Raw genomic sequence first — 15325 nt, 5'->3', positions numbered from 1 at the left:
TAACTATTACCTAGGAGCTCCCGGACGTCAACCCCTGATTTTTCGGGAGTTTTGAGAGGCGCTTGTAACGCAGGTCATACCTGCGTACAGTTTTGAATCAGCATCCATATTTCTATTATCGAACGATTAGTTCCGATATCGAACACAAAACGGCCCTAGACCGCCACACAACGAAGTGAGGAATCCCGTGCATTTCCACCACCACGGCTACGTATCCGGTGACCCGCGAGTTCAGCCCGTCGCCGGCGTCGGCGTCAACCGGCCCAACCAGCTTCCCGACGAAGTGGACGTGCTCATTGTGGGCACTGGCCCTGCAGGTATGCTCACCGCTGCCCAGCTGTCCCAGTTCCCGGGCATCACCACCCGCATCGTGGAGCGCCGCGACGGCAGGCTTGCCATCGGCCAGGCGGACGGCATCCAGGCCCGCAGCGTCGAAACCTTCCAGGCCTTCGGCTTCGCCGAGCGCATCATCGCCGAGGCCTACCGGATCACCGAAATGGCGTTCTGGAAGCCGGACCCCCTGAACCCTGCGAACATTGTCCGCGCCGCGCGCACCCTGGATGACGCGCACGGGATCAGCGAATTCCCACACCTCATCGTTAACCAGGCCCGCGTGCTGGACTACTTCGCCGAGGTTATGGCCAACGCCCCCACGCGCATGTCGCCGGACTATGGCTATGAGTTCCGCAGCCTCGAAGTCGGCGAGGGGGAGTACCCGGTTACCGTGACGCTCGTCCACACCAGCGGCCCCGATGAAGGCCGGGAACGTGTTGTCCGGGCCAAGTACGTGGTGGGCGCCGACGGCGCCCGCAGCAAGGTGCGGGAATCGATCGGCTGCACCCTGGCCGGCGACCAGGCCAACCACGCCTGGGGCGTGATGGACGTGCTCGCCAACACCGATTTCCCGGACATCCGCCTCAAGTGCGCCATCCAGTCCCACGACGGCGGCAGCATCCTGCTGATCCCGAGGGAAGGCGGGCACCTCTTCCGCATGTACGTGGACCTCGGCGAAGTGCCCGCGGACGATCACGGCGCGGTCCGCAGAACCACCATCGAGCAGATCATCGCCAAGGCCAACGCGATCGTCCACCCCTACACCGTGGATGTGCGCAATGTGGCCTGGCACAGCGTTTATGAGGTGGGCCACCGCCTTACCGACAGGTTCGACGACGTCCGTCCGGAAGAGATGGGCACCCGCACTCCGCGCGTGTTCATCACCGGCGACGCCTGCCACACGCACAGCGCCAAGGCCGGCCAGGGCATGAACGTGTCCATGCAGGACGGGTTCAATATCGGCTGGAAGCTCGGCCACGTCCTTGAAGGCCGCAGCCCGGAGAGCCTCCTGTCCACCTACTCGGCCGAACGCCAGGTCATCGCGAAGAACCTCATCGACTTCGACAAGGAATGGTCCACTCTGATGGCCAAGAAGCCCGAGGAGTTCGCCTCCCCCTCGGAGCTCGAGGACTTCTACGTCAGCACCGCCGAATTCCCGGCCGGATTTATGACCCAGTACGCCCCGTCGATGCTCGTCGGCAGCCCGGCGCACCAGGAGCTTGCCACCGGCTTCACCATCGGCAAGCGCTTCAAGTCAGCGCCCGTAGTGCGGGTCTGCGACACGAACCCGCTGCACCTCGGCCACCAGGCCAAGGCTGACGGCCGCTGGCGCATCTACGTTTTCGCGGACGCGGCAACCCCCGTCATGGACAACGAAGGTACGCCGTCACCGGCCGCCGAACTCGCCGGCTGGCTCGCCAACGCGCCGGACTCGCCGCTCGCCGCCACGCCGGAAGGCGCCGACGCCGACGCCTGGTTTGACGTGAAGGTCATCTACCAGCAGGACCACACCAGCATCGACATCAACGCAGTGCCGGACGTGTTCAAGCCGGAGGTGGGACCGTTCAAACTTTCCTACCTGGAAAATGTCTACGGCACCGACCCCGCGGCCGACATCTTCGAATTGCGCGGCCTCGATCGCGGCGGTGTGATGGTGGTGGTCCGCCCGGACCAGTACGTGGCGAACGTCCTGCCCTTGACGGCGACGGCGGAGCTCGCCGCCTTCTTCGCACCGATCCTGCAGGGGCGTCAGGCAGCTGTCAGCCGCTGACGGCCTTTGCTGTCCGGTACTCCGCGGCCGCGTAGACACCCAGGATCCGCACCTCCGCGGTGAAGAAGTCCAGCTCCTCGAGGGCCAGCTTCAGCGGCAGGTCCTCGGGGTGGCCCTCGACGTCGGCCATGAACATGGTGGCGGCAAACTCGTCGCCCACCATGTAGCTCTCCAGCCGGGTCATGTTCACGCCGTTGGTGGCGAACCCGCCCAGCGCCTTGTAGAGGGCGGAGGGAACGTTCCGGACGCGGAACACGAAGCTGGTCACTGCCGGCCCGGGCAACTCATCCCGGGTCGGCAGCTCCTTTTCCCGCGCCAGGACCACGAAGCGCGTGGTGTTGGACGGATCGTCCTCGACCCGTGACGCCAGCACTTCGAGGCCGTAGATCTGGGCCGCGAGCGGGGGAGCGAGGGAGAGTTTGGCGGGATCGTTCCATTCCCGAACTTCCCGGGCAGACCCGGCCGTGTCTCCGGCGATGACGGGGCGCAACCCTGCTTCACGGATCAGGCGCCGGCACTGGCCCAGGGCATGGATGTGGCTGTGGACCTCAGTGGCGGCCTCGATGGTGCTGCCGGGGATGCCCAGCAGGTCAAAGTGGATGGGCAGGAAGAATTCGCCCACGATCTGCAGGTGGGACTGCGGGAGCAGGATGTGGATGTCCGCCACCCGGCCGGCAATCGAGTTCTCGATGGGAATCATGGCCAGGTCGGCCTCGCCGCTGGAGACCAGTTTAAAGACGTCCTCGAAGCTGGCGCAGGGGACGCTTTCCAGTTCGGGAAACATCTGTTGGCACGCGATATTGGAGTTGGCGCCGGGCTCACCCTGGTACGCAATTTTCTGGGTCACGATCCGTATGGTTTCACGTCCCGCGCCCACCCGCCCAAGTGAGTAGCAGCAGATGTCGTTTTGAGGGCCCAAAACGACACCTGCTGCTACTTAGTTGGGGGAGTCCCGGGGAGTCCCGAGCAGTCCCGGGTCGTCAGAGGGCCAGCCGCATCGACACCTGGTACCGGTCCGAGCGGTACGTCGAGATGGAGTATTCGATGGGCGTGCCCGGATCGTCCGTTCCGGTAAATGACCGGCGCCGGAAGAGCAGCACCGGGGCGCCGGGTTCGATGTCCAGCAGGGCGGCGGTTTCCTCCGGCGCCGCAGCGGCCTCCACGGTCTGTTCCACATGCTGCACCGGATGCCCGGAGGCGGAAAGGACGCGGTAAAGGGACCCCGTCAGGTCCTCCGCGAGCAGGTCGGGCAGGAGCCGCGGCGGCAGCCAGGATTCGTCGACACTGACGGGCGCCCCGTTGGCCAGGCGGAGCCTTCGGACCTGGTAGGCCGCCTGCCCCGGGGCGAATCCGAGGTGCTCGGCGGCCGCTGCCGGGGGCACCTCCTCAGCTGCAGTAATGACCCGGGTGCTGGGCTCGAAACCGGCCGCCCTCATGTCCTCGTTGAAGGAGGCCAGGTGCAGGGTTGAACGCACCAGGCCATGCGAGACGAAGGTCCCTTTGCCTTTGATCCGGACCAGCGCCCCGTCCTGTACGAGGTCCGAGATGGCCCGGCGCACCGTTATGCGGGAAACCCCGAACTGCTCCTCCAGCTGGCGTTCGCCCAGCAGCGCGTCCCCGGGCCGCAGCGTGGAGGCCACCAGATCCTGCAGCTGCCGGCGCACCCAGACGTGTTTCAGTTCCCCTGCCGTATCCATAGGTCTATTGTCCGGGCAGGTTGAACATGTGCCCGCCGGCTTCGATGCGTGCTCCGCTTTCCGGCGACTGGCTTTCCGGCGACTGGATGGCGTCCGGTGCACTGTCCAGGATCACCACCGGGCTGCACATGCTGAGGTTCTTCGACCGGACAAACGTGACGTCGACGCTGATCATGGGATCGCCGGCGCGGACCTGGTCGCCTTTCTGTGCCAGCACGCTGAACCCCTCGCCCTTCAGGCCTACCGTATCGATTCCCACGTGGACCAGCACTGCCGGCCCGGAGGCATGCTGGACGATGTAGGCGTGCGGCATGACCTTGATGACCTTGCCGTCCAGCGGAGCGACGGCGGTGAGCACACCGGCGTCGTCATCGGGGATGACGGCGGCGCCGCCGCCCACCAGCCCTTTGGCAAACACGGGGTCCGGCACTTCGCTCAAAGGGATGAGCCGGCCGGGTAGCGGAGAGGCCACGCTGATGGCCGCGGCGGGGGCCGCTGCGCCCGCCTCAGGCGTGCTCACTTCAGGCGTGCTCACATCAGGTCCTGGATGTCTTCGGCGAGGCTCTCGGCTTCGGGGCCCACCACCACCTGCACCACCGTGCCGGCCACCATGACGCCGTGCGCACCGGCTGCCTTGAGGGCGGCTTCGTCAATCTTGCCGGCGTCCACCACTTCGGTGCGCAGGCGGGTGATGCACCCTTCGATCTCTTCGACGTTATCGGCGCCGCCCAGGGCGGCGAGGATGATTTCTGCTTTGGACATGTCCACTCCTGTAGGTCGTTTCACATTCGGTGTGCGGGCTCCGGAGGCCTTTTTTCCTGCCTGAGGTTGACAACAGAGCCCGATGCACTTCACAGTGATCATTGTCACTGGTTATAACCAGTCAGCAAAACTCTACTGAATCCCGCATCCCCGCACAAGCACCCCTTTTCGAAACGAGGAACAACATGTCCACGGAAAACCCGTCCGCTTCCGCCGGGGCCGGCCCGCTGGCCGAACAGTCCCCGGGAAAGACCAAAGGCAGCGGCAAAGCGCTGCAGAACATGCAGCGCTTTGGGCGCAGCCTCATGCTCCCCATCGCCGCCCTCCCCGCAGCGGCGCTCCTTCTGCGGCTCGGCCAGGACGACCTGCTGGGACGGTTCGAAGGCCTGACCACTGTTGCCCAGGTGATCGGCGCGGCCGGCGGTGCCCTGTTTGAAAATCTCCCGCTGCTCTTCGCCGTCGGTATTTCCTTTGGCTTTGCCAAGAAGGGTGACGGGTCCACGGCGCTTGCCGCCGTCGTCGGCTTCCTGGTCCTGACCAACGTCTTCAAGGTCATGGCACCCCTGGTGCTGGGCGCCGCTCCGGAAGGCGGCAAGGATCCCGTCATCAACTACGGTGTCCTCGCCGGCATCGTGATGGGCCTGACCACAGCGTGGCTGTGGCAGAAATTCCACCGGACCACCCTGCCGGACTGGCTCGGATTCTTCGCCGGCCGCCGGCTGGTGCCCATCCTGACCTCCTTCGCCGCGATCGTGATCGGCGTGGTCATGGCCCTCATCTACCCGTTCTTCAACACCGGCCTGACAGCGGTGGGCAACGCCGTGGCGGATAACACCGTGGTGGGCAGCGGAGTCTATGGCACCCTCAACAGGCTGCTCATCCCGCTGGGCCTGCACCACATCCTGAACTCCATCGTCTGGTTCATCATCGGCGACTACAACGGCGTCCATGGCGACTTGAACCGGTTCTTTGCCGGCGACCCATCCGCCGGTGTGTTCATGACCGGGTTCTTCCCCATCATGATGTTTGCCCTGCCGGCGGCTGCACTGGCCATCTGGCACGAAGCCAAGCCGTCCCAGAAGAAGATCGTTGGCGGCGTCATGCTCTCCACCGGCCTTACGGCCTTCCTCACCGGCATCACCGAACCGCTGGAATTCTCGTTCATGTTCGTGGCCTGGCCGCTTTACGTCGTCCACGCCGTCCTGACAGGAACGTCGATGATGCTGGTCAACTTCCTGGGCATCCACCACGGGTTCGGTTTTTCCGCGGGCGCCATCGACTACGTCCTCAACTTCGGCATCGCCCAAAATCCGCTCTGGCTGATTCCTATCGGGCTGGGCTACGCGGCGGTGTACTACGTGACGTTCCGCTTCGTGATCCGGCGCTGGAACCTGCGGACCATGGGCCGCGAAGATGAGACTGACGAGAGCGGTTCGATGGCCAAAGCAGATGCGAGCTGATCCCGGCGTGCCGGGGACAGGCCAGCGCCTGGGAGGCAGCGCCGGCGGTGGTCTGGGGTTGCGGGGGCGCCTCGTCACCGGCCGGAGCGGCGACGGAGTAATCGACGACGGCACCGTGGTGATCGCCGGGGACGGCATCCTTTGGTGCGGCCCGACGGCGGAACTGCCCGACGGCGTCGACGTCGAAACGACGCAGGTGCCGCTGATCCTGCCCGGGCTGGTGGACGTGCACTGCCACGGTGCCGTGGGGCACACGTTCTCCGCGGATGCGGAGGGCGCCCGTCGCGCCGCGGGCTTCCACGCCTCGCAGGGTACGACGTCGGTACTCGCCTCGCTCGTTTCGGCGCCGTCGGCTGTACTGCTGGAGCAGATTGCCGTGTTGCGGGAGCTGGTCCGGGACGGAACGCTGGCCGGCCTGCACCTCGAGGGACCGTTTATCACCAAGAGCATGTGCGGGGCGCAGGATCCGGCGGCCATCATCGACGGCCACCCGGGGCTCCTGAAGGAATGGCTCGAGGCGGGACAGGGCACGGTCCGGTCCATCACGCTGGCACCGGAAACCGCCCACTTTGCGGAACTCGTAGCCTTGTGCCGGGAGTACCAGGTGGTCCCGTCGCTCGGCCACACCGACGCCACGGCGGCCGTGATGCGGGAAGCCCTGGCGGGATGGGTCCTGACGGAAACGTCCGGGGGTGCCGATGGCGGTGCCGACGGTTCGGCCGGCCGCGCGGCCCATGGGGGTGCCGAGGGCGGCGGTCCGTGGTCGGCCACGCACCTGTTCAACAGGATGCCGGCGTTGGGCCACCGCACGCCGGGACCCATCCCCGTACTGCTGCAGGCCGCCCGGCAGTCACCGGACCGGATGGTCCTGGAGCTGATTGCCGACGGCGTGCACCTTGACCCGGAGATCGTCCGCATGGTCTTCAACCTGGTGGGTCCGGACTCGATTGCGCTGATCACGGATGCCATGGCCGCGGCGGGTATGTCCGACGGCCACTACACACTGGGCAGCCTGGACGTGCTTGTCCAGGACCGTGTGGCCCGGCTGGTCACCCCCGGGCATGGTGCCCATCCCGGGGCCATCGCCGGGGCAACGAGCCTGCTGCTGGAAAACGTCCGGCGCTGCGTTGACTGGGGTATCCCGTTGGCCGACGCCGTCACCGCGGCTTCGGCAGCCCCGGCACGGCTGATGGGACTGGACCGGCCGGGAACTGACAAACCGGGTTCCGCCCGAGTCGGTGCTTTAGCCGCAGGGTTCCGCGCCGATGTGCTGGTCACCACCGAAAAACTTGAACTGTTGCAGGCCTACCGGGCCGGCACACCACTAACGCAGGAAAGGAATGCGCGTGCAGATTATTCTCTGTGAGTCCGCGGAACACGTTGGGGGCAGGGCAGCCGACATCATCGACGCCCGGGTCCGGCAGGGGCCGGCCGTCCTGGGGCTGGCCACCGGAGGTTCGCCGAAATCCACGTATCAGGAACTGATCCGGCGGCACAGCGAAGAACAGCTCAGCTTCGGCCAGGTGACGGCTTTCACCCTGGACGAATATGCCGGGCTGCCGCCCGAGCACGACCAGAGCTACTACTCCACCATCCGGCGCGAGTTTGCCGATCACGTGGACCTGCCGCTGGAGCAGCTCATCACGCCGCAGGGGGACGCCGCGGACCTCATCGCAGAGGCCGACCGCTACGACGCGGCCATCACGGCCGCCGGCGGCGTGGACATCCAGATCCTCGGCATCGGCGCCAACGGCCACATCGGGTTCAACGAGCCCACCTCATCCCTGGTCTCGCGTACCCGGGTGAAGACCCTGGCGGGAGCCACCCGGGCGGACAACGCCAGGTTCTTCCCGGAGGGCGACGTTCCGCGGCTCTGCCTGACCCAGGGACTCGGGACCATCCGCGAAGCCAAGCTCGCGGTGCTCGTGGCCATGGGGGAGAACAAGGCCGATGCCGTCCGGGCCATGGTGGAGGGCCCGGTCAGCGCACACTGCCCCGCCTCCGTGCTGCAGATGCACCGCCGGGCCGTGGTCATCCTGGATCCCGCTGCCGCATCCGGCCTGAGCCTGCTGGAGTATTACCGGGACGCCCAGGAGTTCAACGACCAGCTGGGCCAAACACCCACCCGGCCCTGGCTGCAGCCGGCCTAGGAGTTTTGTCCAGATAACGGGCAGCATGAACCCGAGGCTTGTCCGCGTTACCGAACCTTCAAGGTCAGGTGCAGCGGACAAGCCTCGGACTTTTTGCAACAGCTACGACTAGCCGTTGATGACCTGCGGGACGCCGACGGCTTTGAGGCCTTCGACGCCGAACTCCAGGCCGTAGCCGGACTGCTTGGCGCCGCCGAACGGGACGCGGGGATCCACGGCGCCGTGCTTGTTGATCCAGACGGTGCCGGCTTCGATCCGGGCGGCGACCTTGCGGGCTTCGGCGAGGTCGGGGGACCAGACGGAGGCGCCGAGTCCGACGTCGAGCGCGTTGGCCATGGCGACCGCCTCGTCCACGGTGCTGTAGCGGATGATCGGCAGGGCCGGGCCGAACTGTTCCTCGGCCACCAGCGGGTTGCTGTTGTCGATGTCGGCCACGAGGGTGGCGGGGTAGAAGTGGCCGGTCCGGTCCGGGTCCGGGTTCCCGCCGAGCAGGATCCGGGCGCCGGAGTCCCGGGCGGCGTCAACAAGCCCGGCCACGACGTCGTACTGCGCCCGGTTCTGCAGCGGGCCCAGAACGTTGTTCTCGTCCAGGCCGACGCCCATCGGCATGGCCTTCGCCACAGCCGTGAGTTCGCTGCAGACGGCGTCGTAGATGTCGTCGTGGACGTAGAGGCGCTTCAGCGCCGCGCAGGTCTGGCCGGTGTTGATGAACGCGCCCCAGAACAACCCCTCTGCAATCTCTTTGGGGTCGGCGTCGGGCAGGACAATGCCGGCGTCGTTGCCGCCGAGTTCGAGGGTGAGGCGCTTGACGGTGTCCGCGGAGGACTTGATGATGGACCGGCCGGCGGCGGTGGAACCGGTGAACATGATCTTGCCGATCGCGGGGTGTTCGGCCAGGCGGGCGCCCACCTCGCGGTCTCCGGAGACGACGCTCAGGAGGCCGTCGGGAAGTTCCTCGTTGAGCACCTTGGCCAGGGCCAGGACGGACAGCGGGGTCATCTTGGAGGGCTTGACCACCACGGCGTTGCCCATTCGCAGGGCGGGGGCGATCTGCCAGATGGTGATCATCATGGGCCAGTTCCACGGGCCGATGGCGCCGACGATGCCGATGGGCTTGTAGTGCAGTTCGGCGTAGGTCTCGCCGTCATCGACGACGACTTCCGGGGCCAGTGGTGTGGTGGCGGCGGCGCGGAGCCAGGCGGCGCAGGCGCCGACTTCGAAGCGGGCGTTGGGGCCGTTGAGGGGTTTGCCCTGCTCGCGGGAGAGCAGCCGGGCGAGTTCTTCGGCGGAGCGTTCGACGGCGTCGGCCGCCTTGAGCAGCGCGGCGGACCGGGCGTCGTGGCCCAGTGCGGCCCACGCCGGCTGCGCGGCCGCCGCGGCGGCGATGGCCCCTTCCAGGTCCTCAATGGTGTGCACGGGCGCTTCGCCGACGGCGGTGCCCGTGGCGGGGTCAATGATGGTCCGGGTTTCGCCGGCGTCAGGGGTGATCGAGGCCAGCAGGGCGTCGTAAGTTTCCATGGGGTACTCCACTTCGAGTAGGTCAGGGACCGCAGGCCGGTGCGGCCCAACAGCGCTGCTTCAAGCGTGCTCCGGCGGGCGTCCCGGGTCTTGTCTTTCCGTGAAGAGCTGTTGTGCGGGAGCGAACGGAACGGGACCACGTGAGTGTGACTGCGCTCAGGAACAACAACTGATCGCTGTGGGACAAACCACATCCGGAGCCCGCTGCCATGCTGGATTTCACTCACCTCCCAGCACTCAATGACCGTTAGAAGGATCCAATGAGTATTTCGAATCCCGAATCCCGGACCGCAGAAACCGGGTCCCGCCAGGAACACTCCACAGCACTGCGCGCCGGCAGCATCGGAGTCCTGGGCATCCTGTTCTTTGTCCTGTCCGCGCAGGCCCCGCTGACCGGAATCGTCGGAGCAGCACCCCTGGCGGCCGCGCTCGGCAACGGTGCCGGCGCCCCGGGCGCCTACCTCGTCGTCGGCATCGTCATTGTGGTCTTCGCGGTCGGCTTTGTGGCGATGAGCCGCAAGGTGCAGACCAACGGCGCCTTCTACGCCTACGTCACGGCAGCGTTCGGGCGGAAGGTCGGTGCCGGGGCGGCGTGGCTCGCGCTTCTGGCCTACAGCACGGTGCAGGCGGCAATGTACGGGTTATACGGAGCGGCATTCTCCGGCCTGCTGGCATCCGCCGGGCTGACCGTTCCGTGGTGGCTGCTCGCCCTGGCCACCATGGCGGGTGTCCAGGTCCTGGGTTCCATGAACATCGAGCTGGGCGCCCGCGTCCTCGCTGTCCTGGTGGGCCTGGAGGTGGCCATTCTCCTGATGTTCGGGTTCTCCGTCCTGTTCAAGGGTGGCGGCCCGGAAGGGCTGGACCTCGCGGCCTCGTTCGCGCCGGAAGCGATCGCCAGCGGAGCCCCCGGCGTTGCCATCATGTTCGCGGTGGCCTCCATGTTCGGCTTTGAGTCGACGGCCATCTATTCAGCGGAGGCCAAGGACCCGCACCGGACCGTGGCGCGGGCCACGTATCTGTCCGTGGGCATCATCGCCGTCTTCTTTTCATTCATCACCTGGATGCTGGTCAGCTTCTACGGCCCGTCCCACGTCGTCGACGCAGCAGGGGCAGCACTGGAATCCGGGGACGCGACCTCGTTCGTAATCGGCCCGATCGTCGAAATGTTCGGACCATGGGCAGGGGTCACCGCAGGCGTCCTGCTGGTGACGTCCCTGCTGGCCGGCATCATCGCTTTCCACAACGGCATCAACCGCTACCTGCACTCACTGGCGCTGCGCGGCTCCTTGCCCGCCGTCATCGCCCGGACCAACAAGCACCGCGCCCCTGCCGCCGCTGCCTGGATCCAGACGGCGGTCGCCGCCCTGCTGGTGGCCCCGTTTGCGCTGCTGGGACTGGACCCGGTGCTGACGCTCTTCTCGTGGTTCAGCGGCCTTGCCGTCGCGGCACTGCTGGTGCTGTACATGCTGTCCTCCCTCGCCGTCGTCGGCTATTTCCGCCGGGAACGCGTGACCGGACAGCAATGGCAGACCTTCATCGCCCCGATGCTGGCCTCGGTACTGCTGGCGTGGGTGCTCTACCTGGTGGTCAGCAACTTCACGTCCCTGATCGGCGGAAGCGCCGAAACGGCGGTAGGGCTGCTGGTAGCTGTCCCCGTGATTTTCCTGGCCGGTGTGCTGGTGGAGATCCGGGTGGAGAAGCGGGCGCGGAGCCTAGAGCCTGAGTTCGTGGGGTAACACGCCTCCGCCGGCGGCATCCGGCACGCTGCGGCGGCCTCGCCACGCAAGGCCGCCTGCCAGCAGCAACAGCGCCAGCAGGGATGCCGCCGCTCCCGCGGCGACCTCCGGTTCGCCCGGCCAGTTGCCCGTCAGTCCCATGAATGCCGGCAGCGTGGCCGATGCCTGGCTGGTGAGGAGAAGGGACCAGCCAACCAGCGGCGCCAGGCGGGCGAAGCCCAACGCCAGCTGAAGGAAGAACAGCATCCACAGGTACGTCCAGCAGAGCCACAGGACGGCCAGGAACGGATCCTCCCCGGCCCACGCCGCAGCCAGCAGGGGTCCGCACGCGCCCACCAGCCCGGAGAACCAGCCGAGTCCCTTGGAGCCCAGCTCCAGCAGATGATCCAGCCCCACGTAGACATAGGTCAGCCCGAACAGGAACATCCCGGCGGCCCCCAGCAGCAGCTGCGGGCCGCCGTCGTTGATGCCGGAAGAGGCCGAACCCAAATAGGTGACGCCCAGGGCAACCTGAATAATGCCGATGACCAGGCTGAACACCGCCGCGTCCCGGCGGGGGAGGTGCCCGAGCGTCGCGAGCCCGTTGATAAGCAGCGCTGCACCGGAGAGAAGCAGGCAAATATGGGCCATCAGAAGTCCCTCGCCAGAGCGGGAACCGATGCCTCAATTTTCGTCTCATGGAAATCAAATGTCACAATACGGAGGTTAGCGGAAGGCCGATTGGCCATGCGTGACCCACGCAGTCACAATTGGGTATGTTGAAGTTTCAATAAAATGGTGCGGGCGCGACGTTTGCCGGAGAATTTTCCGCGCCCGGTTCGACGTAAGGAATCATGATGGATGCACGGCTGGAAGCTATCCGGGACACGGTGCTGGCGCGGAATCCGGGAGAAGCCGAGTTCCACCAGGCTGTGACCGAGGTCTTTGAAAGCCTCGGTCCCGTCCATGACCGGCACCCCGAATTCCTTGAAGGTGCCGTGCTGGAGCGGCTGTGCGAGCCCGAACGGCAGATCATCTTCCGGGTGCCCTGGACCGACGATTCCGGCCGGGTGCAGATCAACCGCGGCTTCCGGGTCGAGTTCAATTCAGCGCTTGGCCCCTACAAGGGAGGCCTGCGGTTCCACCCGTCCGTGTACCTGGGCATCGTGAAATTCCTCGGCTTCGAGCAGATCTTCAAGAACGCCCTCACCGGCATGCCGATCGGCGGCGGCAAGGGCGGCTCCGACTTTGATCCCCGCGGGCGCAGCGATGCCGAAGTGATGCGCTTCTGCCAGTCGTTCATGACCGAGCTGTACCGCCACATCGGCGAATACACTGACGTGCCGGCGGGGGATATCGGCGTGGGCGGCCGGGAAATCGGCTACCTCTTCGGCCAGTACAAGCGCATTACCAACCGGTATGAATCCGGTGTCCTCACCGGCAAGGGCATCTCCTGGGGCGGCTCTTTGGTGCGGCCCGAAGCCACGGGCTTCGGCACGGTGATCTTCATCGAGGAAATGCTGAAGACCAGGGGCTCCTCCTTCGACGGGCAGCGCGTGGTGGTCTCCGGCTCCGGAAACGTGGCCACTAATGCCGTTGCGAAAGCGCAGGCGCTCGGTGCCACCGTGGTGGCCTGCTCCGATTCCTCCGGTTACATCGTGGACGAGGCGGGAATCGACGTCGCCCTGCTTCGCCAGATCAAGGAAGTGGAACGCGGACGCCTCAAAGACTATTCGCTGCGTCGGTCCGGCGTTGCCTATGTGGAGGCCGGGTCCGTGTGGGACGTGGACGCCACAGTGGCGCTGCCGTGCGCCACGCAGAACGAGCTCGACGGCGGCGCTGCCGCCCGGCTGGTCCGCAACGGCCTGCTCGCGGTCGGCGAAGGCGCGAACATGCCGTCCACCCGGGAAGCCGTGGCAGTATTCCAGGATGCCGGCGTGCTGTTCGCTCCCGGCAAGGCGGCGAACGCGGGCGGAGTGGCGACGTCCGCCCTCGAGATGCAGCAGAACGCGAGCCGTGACTCCTGGTCATTCGAGCATACGGAGCAGCGCCTCACGGACATCATGGTGGGGATCCACGATCTCTGCGCCCAGACCGCCGATGAATACGGTGAGCCCGGCAACTACGTGCTGGGCGCCAATATCGGCGGCTTCGTCAAGGTTGCCGACGCGATGCTCGCCCAGGGCCTGATCTAGGCCGGGCGCCGCGGCAGCGAGCGCCGTGCCGGCTAGGCGCCGCGCCGCCAGTCGCTCGGTGATACACCGAAAGCGTCCCGGAACGAGCGGCTGAAATGCGCCGCGTCCAGGAATCCCCAGCAGGCGGCGACGGCACCCACCGATGTGCCCGTGTGCAAGGGGTCCCTCAGGTCGCGGCGGATGCGCTCAAGCCGCTGGCTTCGAATCCAGCTGGCCACGGTGGCGCCCGACTCGTGGAAGATGTTGTGCAGATGCCGGGTGGAGATGAAGTGGGCCGCCGCAATGCTGGCGGGTGACAGCTGAGGATCGGCCAGGTTGGCCTCGATGTATTCCCGCACCGACGTGGCCAGCAGGACCTTCGGCTTCATGCTGTCCGCCGCCATGTCCAGCTCGGAATGAAGCATGGTTGAGACAAGGTCCAGGGCGTTGGCGGCCAGCCGGGACCCGCTGGGGCCGCTGAGAAGCTCGGGGTTGGCCGCGAGCTGGGCAATGAACGGGCCAACGATGCCGGTCAGGCCGCTGCCGCCCGCGAGGCAGACGGCGGAAAGCTGGCCTACGTAATCCGGCGGCAGGGCCAGCGCGTCGTGGGGAAACATCACCACCATCATCCGTGCCTGCTCTTCGAACGCGAGCGTGTACGGCCGGTTGGTGTCGTAAATGGCGAGGTCGCCGGGGCGCAGCACGGCCTCGCGGTTGTCCTGGATGAGGAGCCCGGTGCCTTCCAGCTGCAGGTTGAGCTTGAAATAGCGCTGGTCTGATTGCGCAAGCAGGGCCGGTGTGCGGTGGACGCTGTGGGACGTGGCCGAGACCTCTACGATGCACATGCGGTCCAGCACCCTGGACTTCATCCGGCCGCGGAAAGTGTCGGGGTGGTCGGTCTCCGCCGCCAGCGGCACAAAGGACTCCGCCACGAGGTGCCTCCAGTGGTCAAACGACGTCGCCACGTTGGAGGTGAGGTCCTGGCCCGCGGGACGGGCGGTAGTTGCAGACATGGTGTTCCTGACGCCGGACGGCCATCTGTATGTAGTCCCCAAGACTGTGTCCTGCGACACAGTTATCTCAGGTTAGCGCCGAAGCGCCCACGTGTCATCTTTTTTCGACATGTGTGGAAAAAAGATCAGCTTCCGGCCGCCAGCAGCGTCAGGAAGGCGTCCAGCTGGTCACCTAAACCGGGATCGGCCTGACCTTCGGGGGCAAGGGCGGCGGCTATCTGCGCGCCGAGCAGCATGTTCAGCAGGTGCCCTGCGACGGCGGAGTCGTCGACGGCGGCCCTGACGGAGCCGGCAGCCCTGGCCTCGGCCAGATAGCTAAGGATGGACGCGTGCCACTGCTCCATGGACTCGCGGTGGATGGCAGCCTTCCCCGGATCATTGATGGCCTTCTGCCAGAACGGAACAACAATCCGCGCTTCGTTGACGCGCTCCGAGTCCAGCGGCAGCACCTCGACGCAAAACGCCTTCAGTGCAGGGATTCCCGCCTTGCCTGCGGTCACTTGCCTGATCCGCTCGTTCGTCCGGTTGAAGACGTGCCCGAAGGCAAACGTCAGCAGCGTGTCCTTGGTGGGAAAGTACGGCTTCAAGGCGCCGTTGGCGAAGCCGGCCTCAAGCGCGATCTCCCGCATGGTGGCGCCTTCGATGCCCAGCCTTGCGATGATCCGCCAGGTCGCATCCACCAGTTCCAGGCGACGCTCGTCATGGTCAACAATCTTTGGCACGCTGGCGCTC

Annotated in this window: 14 protein-coding genes; 6 read left to right on the top strand and 8 right to left on the bottom strand. The window is 66.2% G+C overall.

Features of this window, described 5'->3' with window-relative positions; all coding sequences use genetic code 11:
- Positions 1-187 precede the first annotated feature (187 nt).
- Positions 188-2104: an FAD-binding monooxygenase gene (locus J2805_RS18100; RefSeq protein WP_309978688.1), complete on the top strand. Its 1917-nt coding sequence runs from the start codon at positions 188-190 to the stop codon at positions 2102-2104.
- On the opposite strand, the gene J2805_RS18095 is transcribed toward J2805_RS18100, so the two are convergent.
- From J2805_RS18095 to J2805_RS18080, 4 genes are all read right to left on the bottom strand, one after another.
- A complete protein-coding gene (locus J2805_RS18095; protein ID WP_309978686.1) occupies positions 2094-2951 on the bottom strand; it encodes a prephenate dehydratase in 858 nt (285 codons plus the stop codon). The genes J2805_RS18100 and J2805_RS18095 overlap by 11 nt on opposite strands.
- A 133-nt stretch (positions 2952-3084) precedes the next feature.
- On the bottom strand, positions 3085-3801 hold the full coding sequence (locus tag J2805_RS18090) for a GntR family transcriptional regulator (protein ID WP_309978684.1): 717 nt from the start codon (positions 3799-3801) through the stop codon (positions 3085-3087).
- A 4-nt stretch (positions 3802-3805) separates the two neighbouring features.
- Positions 3806-4336, bottom strand: a complete 531-nt coding sequence (locus tag J2805_RS18085; RefSeq protein WP_309978682.1) for a PTS sugar transporter subunit IIA — start codon at positions 4334-4336, stop codon at positions 3806-3808.
- Positions 4333-4563: a glucose PTS transporter subunit EIIB gene (locus J2805_RS18080; protein ID WP_309978680.1), complete on the bottom strand. Its 231-nt coding sequence runs from the start codon at positions 4561-4563 to the stop codon at positions 4333-4335. The genes J2805_RS18085 and J2805_RS18080 overlap by 4 nt, the downstream gene beginning before the upstream one ends.
- Before the next feature lie 185 nt (positions 4564-4748).
- On the opposite strand from J2805_RS18080, the gene J2805_RS18075 reads away from it, so the two are divergent.
- Genes J2805_RS18075 through nagB form a run of 3 tightly spaced genes read left to right on the top strand, consistent with a single transcriptional unit; the run spans position 4749 to position 8173 of the window.
- A complete protein-coding gene (locus J2805_RS18075) occupies positions 4749-6023 on the top strand; it encodes a PTS transporter subunit EIIC (RefSeq protein WP_309978678.1) in 1275 nt (424 codons plus the stop codon).
- Complete coding sequence (locus J2805_RS18070; RefSeq protein WP_309978676.1) at positions 6013-7389, top strand: N-acetylglucosamine-6-phosphate deacetylase; 1377 nt, start codon at positions 6013-6015, stop codon at positions 7387-7389. Before J2805_RS18075 ends, J2805_RS18070 begins: the two co-directional genes overlap by 11 nt.
- A complete protein-coding gene (gene nagB, locus J2805_RS18065; protein ID WP_309978674.1) occupies positions 7370-8173 on the top strand; it encodes a glucosamine-6-phosphate deaminase in 804 nt (267 codons plus the stop codon). The genes J2805_RS18070 and nagB overlap by 20 nt, the downstream gene beginning before the upstream one ends.
- Before the next feature lie 108 nt (positions 8174-8281).
- Here the strand turns inward: nagB and J2805_RS18060 are convergent, their stop codons facing one another.
- Positions 8282-9691, bottom strand: coding sequence for an aldehyde dehydrogenase family protein (locus J2805_RS18060; protein WP_309978673.1), 1410 nt, complete (start codon positions 9689-9691; stop codon positions 8282-8284).
- A 260-nt stretch (positions 9692-9951) separates the two neighbouring features.
- On the opposite strand from J2805_RS18060, the gene J2805_RS18055 reads away from it, so the two are divergent.
- Positions 9952-11427: an APC family permease gene (locus tag J2805_RS18055; protein ID WP_309978671.1), complete on the top strand. Its 1476-nt coding sequence runs from the start codon at positions 9952-9954 to the stop codon at positions 11425-11427.
- Here J2805_RS18055 and J2805_RS18050 read toward each other — a convergent pair.
- Positions 11404-12057, bottom strand: coding sequence for an AmiS/UreI family transporter (locus tag J2805_RS18050; RefSeq protein WP_309978670.1), 654 nt, complete (start codon positions 12055-12057; stop codon positions 11404-11406). The two genes, J2805_RS18055 and J2805_RS18050, sit on opposite strands and share 24 nt — an antisense overlap.
- 206 nt (positions 12058-12263) lie before the next feature.
- Between J2805_RS18050 and gdhA the strand changes: the two genes are divergently transcribed.
- Positions 12264-13601: an NADP-specific glutamate dehydrogenase gene (gene gdhA, locus J2805_RS18045; RefSeq protein ID WP_309978843.1), complete on the top strand. Its 1338-nt coding sequence runs from the start codon at positions 12264-12266 to the stop codon at positions 13599-13601.
- A 32-nt stretch (positions 13602-13633) separates the two neighbouring features.
- Here gdhA and J2805_RS18040 read toward each other — a convergent pair whose 3' ends face one another.
- Together J2805_RS18040 and J2805_RS18035 are read right to left on the bottom strand one after the other, a co-directional pair.
- On the bottom strand, positions 13634-14593 hold the full coding sequence (locus tag J2805_RS18040) for an AraC-like ligand-binding domain-containing protein (protein ID WP_309978668.1): 960 nt from the start codon (positions 14591-14593) through the stop codon (positions 13634-13636).
- A gap of 125 nt (positions 14594-14718) precedes the next feature.
- A complete protein-coding gene (locus J2805_RS18035) occupies positions 14719-15315 on the bottom strand; it encodes a TetR/AcrR family transcriptional regulator (protein ID WP_309978666.1) in 597 nt (198 codons plus the stop codon).
- Between the last annotated feature and the right edge of the window lie 10 nt (positions 15316-15325).

The sequence above is a fragment of the Arthrobacter oryzae genome (assembly GCF_031454875.1).
GTDB classification, from domain to species: domain Bacteria; phylum Actinomycetota; class Actinomycetes; order Actinomycetales; family Micrococcaceae; genus Arthrobacter; species Arthrobacter oryzae_D.
The sequence above is the reverse complement of the archived record's forward strand: the minus strand, read 5'-3'. Positions and strand labels throughout refer to the sequence as shown.